The sequence below is a fragment of the Verrucomicrobiota bacterium genome (assembly GCA_016871535.1).
Lineage (GTDB): Bacteria > Verrucomicrobiota > Verrucomicrobiia > Limisphaerales > SIBE01 > VHCZ01.
In genome coordinates this window covers 46,469-54,506 of sequence record VHCZ01000012.1, presented here as the reverse complement: position 1 = coordinate 54,506, position 8,038 = coordinate 46,469, and the positions used below count along the sequence as shown (strand labels likewise).

The 8,038-nt window shown below is 59.2% G+C and carries 6 protein-coding genes; 5 read left to right on the top strand and 1 reads right to left on the bottom strand.

Features of this window, described 5'->3' with window-relative positions; genetic code table 11:
* A complete protein-coding gene (locus FJ398_03220; GenBank protein MBM3836969.1) occupies positions 1–2,037 on the bottom strand; it encodes an alpha/beta fold hydrolase in 2,037 nt (678 codons plus the stop codon).
* A gap of 104 nt (positions 2,038–2,141) precedes the next feature.
* Here FJ398_03220 and FJ398_03215 point away from each other — a divergent pair, with 104 nt between their 5' ends.
* From FJ398_03215 to FJ398_03195, 5 genes are all read left to right on the top strand, one after another.
* Positions 2,142–2,924, top strand: coding sequence for a sel1 repeat family protein (locus FJ398_03215; protein ID MBM3836968.1), 783 nt, complete (start codon positions 2,142–2,144; stop codon positions 2,922–2,924).
* Between the two features lie 45 nt (positions 2,925–2,969).
* Positions 2,970–4,580: a PAS domain S-box protein gene (locus tag FJ398_03210; protein ID MBM3836967.1), complete on the top strand. Its 1,611-nt coding sequence runs from the start codon at positions 2,970–2,972 to the stop codon at positions 4,578–4,580.
* Complete coding sequence (locus FJ398_03205) at positions 4,573–5,727, top strand: response regulator (protein MBM3836966.1); 1,155 nt, start codon at positions 4,573–4,575, stop codon at positions 5,725–5,727. Before FJ398_03210 ends, FJ398_03205 begins: the two co-directional genes overlap by 8 nt.
* Positions 5,728–5,858: 131 nt before the next feature.
* Positions 5,859–6,980: a YjgP/YjgQ family permease gene (locus FJ398_03200; protein ID MBM3836965.1), complete on the top strand. Its 1,122-nt coding sequence runs from the start codon at positions 5,859–5,861 to the stop codon at positions 6,978–6,980.
* Between the two features lie 402 nt (positions 6,981–7,382).
* Positions 7,383–7,973, top strand: a complete 591-nt coding sequence (locus FJ398_03195) for a DUF1080 domain-containing protein (GenBank protein ID MBM3836964.1) — start codon at positions 7,383–7,385, stop codon at positions 7,971–7,973.
* Positions 7,974–8,038: the final 65 nt, after the last annotated feature.

Genomic DNA, 8,038 nt, shown 5'->3' with positions numbered 1-8,038 from the left:
CTAAGGACGACCGAGAATGAATCTCCGGACGGCTGCCGCGGTCGGATCATCTTCATTCGGCACATTGACCATTTCCGAAATGTGGCTCTGGCGCGGAATGAAGACGAGTTCGGACGAGACGTTTGCCCTTTTCAGCGCGGCGTGGAACTCGCGCGCCTGCGCCGGAAGCGTCGCATAGTCCCACTGGCAATACGTGATCAGAAACGGCGCGGCGCCTTCTTTCACGTGGAAAAGCGGGGACGCGTCGCGGCGGACTTCAGGATCCTTCCCAAAGACCGAAGCCTGGCTTTCGCCGGTCGCCAGATTGTAAACGCCGCTGAGGGCGAGCGTCCCGCGAATGAGCCTGGGGGCGAGTCCGTGCGTTTGAAGGTATTTCGCGTCCAGCGAAAGCAACGACGCCAGATGCCCGCCGGCGGAATGCCCGCCGACATAAATGCGATTGGTGTCGCCGCCGTATTCTGCGATGTGCCGCGCGACCCAGGCGAACGCCGCAGCGACATCCTCGATCTGCGCCGGATGCGGGTGTTGCGGCGCGAGCCGATAACTGGGCACGACGGTCACAAGGCCTTCCTTGGCGAAGCGATTTCCAATGGCCGGATATTGGGAGCGGTCCCCGGTTTTCCACGCGCCGCCGTGAATGAAGAAGAAGACGGGCGCGGCTGGCTTGCCCTTGGGGCGATAGAGATCGAGCCGGTGTTTCGCCTCATCCTCCGCCGCCCCCTGGCGATAGGCGATATCCTTGTGGGCCTCGACCTCCGGAGAGATCTCGTTGGAAGGGAGGCGGACATCCGCAAGGGACGGCGTTCTCAAGAACACAGGGTTTGAGTAAATCCAGGGCCGGTCCTCGCCATCGACGCGGAGCCAGGCTTCGAGCCGATACGCGCCCGGCGCTTTCGCCTGGAAGGTCAGGTTGGTTCCTTCCACTTCATGGACCTTCGCGCCGTTGTGAAGCAGTTTCAGCCGGGCAAAAATCGGAACGACCCCCACCAGCCGCGTCGTTCCGAGCATCGGCGCGGTATCGCCCAGGCTGAAGACGCCGAGATTGTTGGCGGCGCCAAAAGCAAACCCCGTCGGATCGCTCAGCCAATCATGCGAAACATAAACGCGCCCTTCCTTGAGCGATTCGCGGACGGCGGTCTCAGTCAGTTCCTGCGCCAGGATGTGCGTGCAGAGGTTGCGAAAGCTGACTTCATACGGATCAAAGGTGATCCCTTTGAAAATCTGGTTCTGGTGCGCGTCGTTGGCGCCGATGCCGGTGAAGGGTCGCTGCTGAAGTTCCTTGTCCCATTTGGCGAAAATCTTCGGCTGATATCCAGTCCCGGCGCCGAAAAACTCGTCGGGATACGCCTTAAAATTCTCGACGAGCTTGCGCCACTTCTCCGGATCGTTCAACGCGCCGGCCAGGAACAGATACATCGTGTTATCGAGCACGGCGTCCGTGTGGCGATTGCAGATTTCCATGCCGACGAACCCTTCGCTCGCGGCGTCATAGCGTTCCTCAATGTGAGAGAGAAACCGCAATCCGCCTTCCGCCAGCGGCTGACCTTCCGGGCTGTAATCCGGAAAGCGCAGGACGCCATTCCCGTCTTCCGACCCCGCGATGAACAGCACGCCTTCGCGAAGGCCGCGCCAGGTATCGGGTTTCGGTCCGCGATGGTCCGTCCAGATCACGACGCGAACGCCGGCCTTCCTGGCCGCGGCCAGGACTTCAGGTCGCGTGCCTTTGGTGTGGTCCGAGTCCTCCGCGTGGACGTGCATGACGGCGCGAAAATCTTCATAAACGCCAAGATTGGGCAGGTTCAGACGTTCGCGGGCAAATCGCGACCGGGCGTCGTGGACGGCCTGCAAACGTTCCGGAGAAAGGCGTTCGATGGATGTTCGAGCAGCATTGTCCGCTTCACCGCCGATCCCGAGTTGGGCCAGCGCGTGGAAGCTGCTGATCAAGCAGGCCAGGAGACTTGCGCGCCAAGAAACCGGCCCCGCGCCAGCTCTGCAAAAGGGACGCCATCGCAAAATCGAATCCAAGGAGTGTTGCATGGCGCTTACCGATACTGAGTCGAAACTTCCGCGCCAAGCGGAATCGCTGAAATTAAAGCATTAAAGCATTGTCAGGCCAGGGGAATGAAAATAACCTGGATAGCATGAAAGTCTTTCGTTTGGGCTGGAAAGAGGCCGTTTTCCCGGTCGCGGTCGCCTTCTGCCTCTTGGTGCTTGGATTGCCCAATCGCGCGCAGCAACCGGCCCCGGGCAGCGCGGCAAAACCGGCGCTTAAGAATTACCAGACGATGAATTTGACCACGCTCACTAACCTGGCCACAAACGGCGATCCCGTTGCCCAGAACGAACTGGGGATGGCCTACGGAGCGGGACGGCGGGGCGTCAGAAAAGCGAACGTGGAGGAAGCCTTCAAGTGGTTCCGGTTGGCCGCCGAGCAAGGTTACGCGACGGCTCAATACAACCTGGGCAGCCTCTATTACTACGGAACCGGCGTTCCCAAGGATACGCAAGAAGCTTTGAAGTGGTATCGGAAGGCCGCCGATCAGGGCTTTATCCAGGCCCAATACTTTCTCGGATGGCTGTTCAGCCGCGGCGTGGAAGAGAATTTCAAAGAGTCAGTTCTTTGGTTCGGCAAGGCCGCGGAGCAAGGAGACCCGGAAGCGCAACTGAGTCTCGGACTGATGTTGCTCCGCGGGGAAGATTTGAACCCGGACTACGTGGAAGCTTACAAATGGATCAACTTGTCCGCCGCCCAGGGAAATACGAACGCCGTCAAGCACCGGGCTAGAATGAGCGTCAGCATGACGCAAGAACAGGTTGCCGAGGGACAACGCCGCGCCGTGCAGTTTTCGCCGAAGAAAAGTGAAATCAATGCGTCAACAAACCAGCCCGCCGCCGCGCCCCTCTCGCGCGCCACGGAGAATTGAGGCGCGTCCGGATTCCAGTGGGCCTGGCAGGCAACGTCGGATTACTTGAACACCGCGATCCTCCTTCAAGACGCCGAGCGTGCGCTCAAACAGCATACCGAGCGGCTTTCCGCCATCACCGCCATTCAACAGGAAATCGGCGCGGCCGCTCCGGATCAAGAGAGCATCATGAAACTGGCGGTGAGCCGCGCTCAACAAATCACCCGCGCGGACGGCGCCACCATCGAGCTCGTGGAAGGCGACGAAATTGTCTATCGGTCGGCCAGTGGCTCCCTCGCTTCCCAGGCCGGCAAACGCATCCGGGTGGGGAAGAGTTTCTCGGGACTGGCGATTCGCACCGATGAAATTCTGCGCTGCGACGACACTGATACCGATCCGCGCGTGGACCAAACGGAATGCCGGACCGGAAGCATCCGCTCCGTCGTCGTGGTCCCCCTGCGCCACCAGTACAATTCCATAGGCGCGTTAAAGGTGATCTCGTCTCGTCCCGGCGCGTTCGACGATGCGGACATCCAGACGCTGCAGTTGGTGGCTCATTTCATGTCGGCGGCCATCAATCAGGCCGTGGCATTTGGATCCAAACGAGCTTTGCTCGCCGAACACACCCGAACCATCGTCGCGCTTCGGGAAAGCGAGGAACGGTTTCGCAGCGCGTTCGATTATGCGGCCATCGGCATGGCGCTGGTGGCGACGAACGGGAAATGGATGAAGGTCAACCGCTCCTTGGGTGAGATTGTCGGGTATGCCGAAGGCGATTTCCGGTCCCTCTATTTCCATTCCCTCACGCATCCGGAGGACGTGGCGAACCATCAGGCCCGGATGCGGAGCTTGCTGGCCGGAGAAACCGGCGCCTTTCAAATGGAGGCGCGGTTCATCCATCGGTCGGGCTCGGTCGTGTGGGTGTTTTTGAGTGTTTCACTTTTGCGCGACGGCAAAGGAAAGCCGCTTTATTTCATCGCCCAGATTCAAAACATCACGGAGCGCAAACGGGCTGACGAGCAGGTCAAAAGTTCCCTGCGCGAAAAGGAAGTCTTGCTCAAAGAGATTCACCATCGCGTCAAGAACAACCTCCAGGTCATCTCCAGCCTGCTCCGGTTGCAGTCGGGCTATGTGAAGGATGAGGCCGCCAAGGAATTGTTCCGCGAAAGCCAGAACCGCGTTCGGTTCATGGCGCTCATCCACCAAAAGTTCTACCAATCCCAGGACCTGGCGCGGATCGACTTCAACGAGTACCTCCTCAGCTTGCTCGCGATGTTGTTCCGCTCTTACGGGGCGCTTTCCGGAACGGTTACTCTCGAGACCCACGTGGACCCGATTTTTCTGGATATCGACACCGCAATTCCGGTCGGGTTGCTCGTGAACGAACTGGTGTCCAATTCGCTGAAGTATGCCTTTCCCGAGAACCGATGCGGGATCATCCGAATCGATTTTCGCGCAGTGGGCGACGAAGCATTTGTGCTGACTTTGCGGGACGATGGCGTGGGCCTTCCGGGAGAGTTTGACCTTGACAAAGTACCGACGCTCGGTCTTCGTTTGGTCAAGATTTTGACCAGCCAGCTTGGTGGAACACTAACGTTTCACCGGAACGGTGGGACTGAATTCACAGTAACCTTCAGAGAGCCGAAAGATAAAGAAGGAAAGTCATCTCATGTCTAACCCACAAGTTTTTGTCGTTGAAGACGAAGGAATAATCGTTGCCGATATTCAGGACCGGTTGACCAGTCTTGGCTATGATGTCCCCACCACGGTCGCCACGGCCGAAGAGGCTATCCAAAAAATACCTGTGTTCAGCCCGGACCTGGTCCTCATGGACATTGTGTTGCAGGGCCAGATGGACGGCATCGATGCGGCCGAGGAAATCCGCAAACGCTTCGGCTTGCCGGTCATCTTTCTGACGGCGCACGCCGACGAAAGCACACTCAAGCGCGCAAAAATCACGGAGCCGTTCGCGTACATCCTCAAGCCGTTCGAAGAGTGGGAGCTTCAGACCGCCTTGGAGATGGCTCTGCACAAACACAAAGTCGAACAGGAACGCGCCAAAGCGCGCGCCAGCGAAGCCGAAGTCTTCGAGAAAACCATCGAAGCCACGATCAAGGTCCTGACGAAGATCCTTTCCATCGCCGAACCGCAATCTTTTGAATTCGGGCAGAAGTACAAGGAGTACATGAAAATTTGCACCACGGCGATGAAGATCGAAAACGCGTGGGAGTTGGACATCGCGGCCGGTTTCTGCCGGATTGGTTACGTGGCTCTGCCGGCGATTCTGATCCAGAAAATGAGCGCCGGGATGGCATTGACACCCGCCGAAAAGGACACCTTGCAGCGGCTGCCGGAACACGGGCGGAACCTGCTCACCAGCTTTCCGCGCTTCGAAAATGTGGCTCGAATTGTCTATTACCAGAACAAGAAATTCGATGGCACAGGATTCCCGCTGGATTCCACGGCGGGCGTGAACATCCCGCTCGGCTCCCGCATTCTTCGCGTGCTGATCGATCTCGTGCAATTCGAGTCGGAAGGCATGTCGAAGGCCAAAGCGCTGGAAGACATGCGCAAGACCTCGGGCAACTATGATCCGAAAGTGCTCGAAGAAGTCTGCGCCGCGTTTTCCTCAGCCCCACGGAAAGGCCGGGCGGTTCACCTCAAAGATCTCTGCGCTGGCCAGGTGCTGGTGGAACCTATCGAAACCGTGGATGGCACGCTGATCCTCAACGCCGGAAACCGGATCTCTCCCTGGATGCTCAAGAAACTGAGCAATTTCACCGAGGTCAGCCCGATCCGAGAGCCGATCTACGTCGAGGGTTAGGGCTGTGAAACGCAGACCCATGAAGGGTATGCGCGTCGCTCGCGCCTCGTCCACGCGAAAAACTCCTTGCCGCGGATGTAACGATAATCCCGTGTCACAGCACTAGCCGCCAACGGCAGGCTGCCGAGTCGATGCGTCTGTTGGATCGCTACCTCTTGCGGGAACTGCTGATCCCGTTGTTCTACTGCCTGTCGGGATTCCTCGTTTTCTGGATTTCTTTCGACCTCTTTTCGGAGCTGGACGATTATCAGCAACGCGGCCTGCGCACGCCGGAAATCGCGCGCCTCTATTTAATCAAGACCCCGGAATTGCTGGTCGTCGTGCTGCCCATCGCCCTCCTGCTGGCGTTGCTCTACGCGCTGACCACCCACGCGCGCCATCAGGAACTGACCGCCATGCGCGCGGCCGGCATCAGCCTGTGGCGGTTCACCGCTCCCTACTTCGCAGTCGGTGTGGTCTTCACGTTCGCGCTCTTCGCCCTGAACGAACTTTGGGTTCCCAAAAGCGTCGAAGCCGTCGAAGCCATTCTCCATCGAAGCTCCACGGCGCAATCGACCGACCCCGGCGGGCGCTGGCATCCCAAACTGCACTTTCACAATGCCCGCCACGGACGCTTCTGGAGCCTGGGCGCCTTCAACCTCGACACATTCGAAATGAAAAACCCGCACGTGTCCTGGCGCGCCTCCGACCGCACCGAGCGCAGTTTGAACGCTCGCCGGGCCGTGCGAACGAACGAAACCTGGCTCTTCCTGGAGGTCGAGGAATTCACGTATCGGACGACGGGAGAAGTGGACACAACCCCGATGAAGACCAATGCGCTCGTGGTGCCCGAATTCACCGAGACCCCGGAACAAATCAAGAGCGAGATTCGGATCAATCAACTCCGCAGCCTGATCTCACCCAAAGGCGCGCAGCTTTCCCTTTCGGAAATCCTGAACTACTTGCGGCTCCATCCCGATCCGTCGCCAAAAGACTTCGCGCTGCTGCAAACGCAGCTTCACGGCCGGCTCGCGTGGCCGCTGACGTGCCTGGTCGTGGTGCTGATCGCCATCCCGTTCGGAGCCGCGTCCGCCCGGCGCAACGTGTTTGTCGGTGTGGCCAGCAGCATCTTCATCTGCTTCGTCTTTTTCATCTTGATGCGGCTGGGCGTGGCCCTAGGTTCCGGGAACTGGGTGACGCCGTGGCTGGCCGCGTGGCTGCCGAACATCGCCTTTGGCGGCACAGGCTTGTGGCTCACCGCCCGAGTCCGCTGACATTCCCATGAAACGGCCAAATCGCCGCCAGGTTTTGGAGTGCGCCAGTCCTCTGGCGCTTTCGGAATTGCCGGACCCTGCAAAAGCGGCAGAGGACTGCCGCACTCCAAGACGCTGGCGCGCACAACTTCGGTTCATGGGTGCACGGGCCGTATGCACAGATGGGAGCCCTAGAAACTTCCGGTAACCGCTCCTGCACATCGGAAGCCTCCGCCTTGGCCCTCGGATTCGCGTTCATTCGCGGTTTCTCAATTGAATTCTTGCGGCTAAAGGCTGCCTAAAGGCCACGGTCCGAGGAGACGGTTCATGGGCTGAGCCGATGCAACCTTGAAACCATGGTGAACAGACTCTAATTTCACGCGCATGAAAACCTTCCTCCTTTCGACGCCAATCCTCGCCACGATTCTCTTTGTCCAGAATGCGCCGGCGGCCACCACGATCCATTTCGATAACGCGGCGAGCGGCTCGCTTCCCGCGGGCTGGATTGCGGGCGTCACGGGGAAGGGCGCACCCAAATGGTCGATCGAGAAAGAGGATTCCGCGCCGAGCAAACCGGGCGTGCTCAAGCAATCCGGCGAAGGCACGTATCCGTGGTGCGTGAAGAACGACGTCTCGCTCAAGGACGGATATGTCGAGGTGAAATTCAAGCCGCTGTCGGGCGAGACGGATCAGGCGGGCGGCGTGGTCTGGCGGTGGAAAGACGCGGACAATTACTACATCGCCCGCGCCAACGCGCTCGAGGACAACGTCCGCATTTATCATTTCAAGAACGGCAAACGCACGCAGTTCAAGACCGCGGACCTCAAGGTGCCGGCCAACCAATGGCACACCTTGCGCGTGGAGTTTGAGGGGAGCCGGTTCAAAGTCATCTTCAACGGCAAGCCACTTTACGAGGCGGAGGATGCCACGTTCGCGGAAGCGGGAGCCGTCGGCGTTTGGACCAAGGCCGACAGCGTGACCCTCTTCGACGATTTCAGCTTCGGCACCGAATGAAGTGGTGGCTGCTCGGACGCGCATTGCACCCGGACCAAAGTTCGTGACACGAATTGCACGAATTT

Bases quoted from the DNA above. Each gene is read 5' to 3' on its own strand.
- FJ398_03215 (MBM3836968.1), top strand. From the start codon at position 2,142: ATGAAAGTCTTTCGTTTGGGCTGGAAAGAGGCCGTTTTCCCGGTCGCG.
- FJ398_03200 (MBM3836965.1), top strand. From the start codon at position 5,859: ATGCGTCTGTTGGATCGCTACCTCTTGCGGGAACTGCTGATCCCGTTG.
- FJ398_03220 (MBM3836969.1), bottom strand. From the start codon at position 2,037: ATGCAACACTCCTTGGATTCGATTTTGCGATGGCGTCCCTTTTGCAGA.
- FJ398_03205 (MBM3836966.1), top strand. From the start codon at position 4,573: ATGTCTAACCCACAAGTTTTTGTCGTTGAAGACGAAGGAATAATCGTT.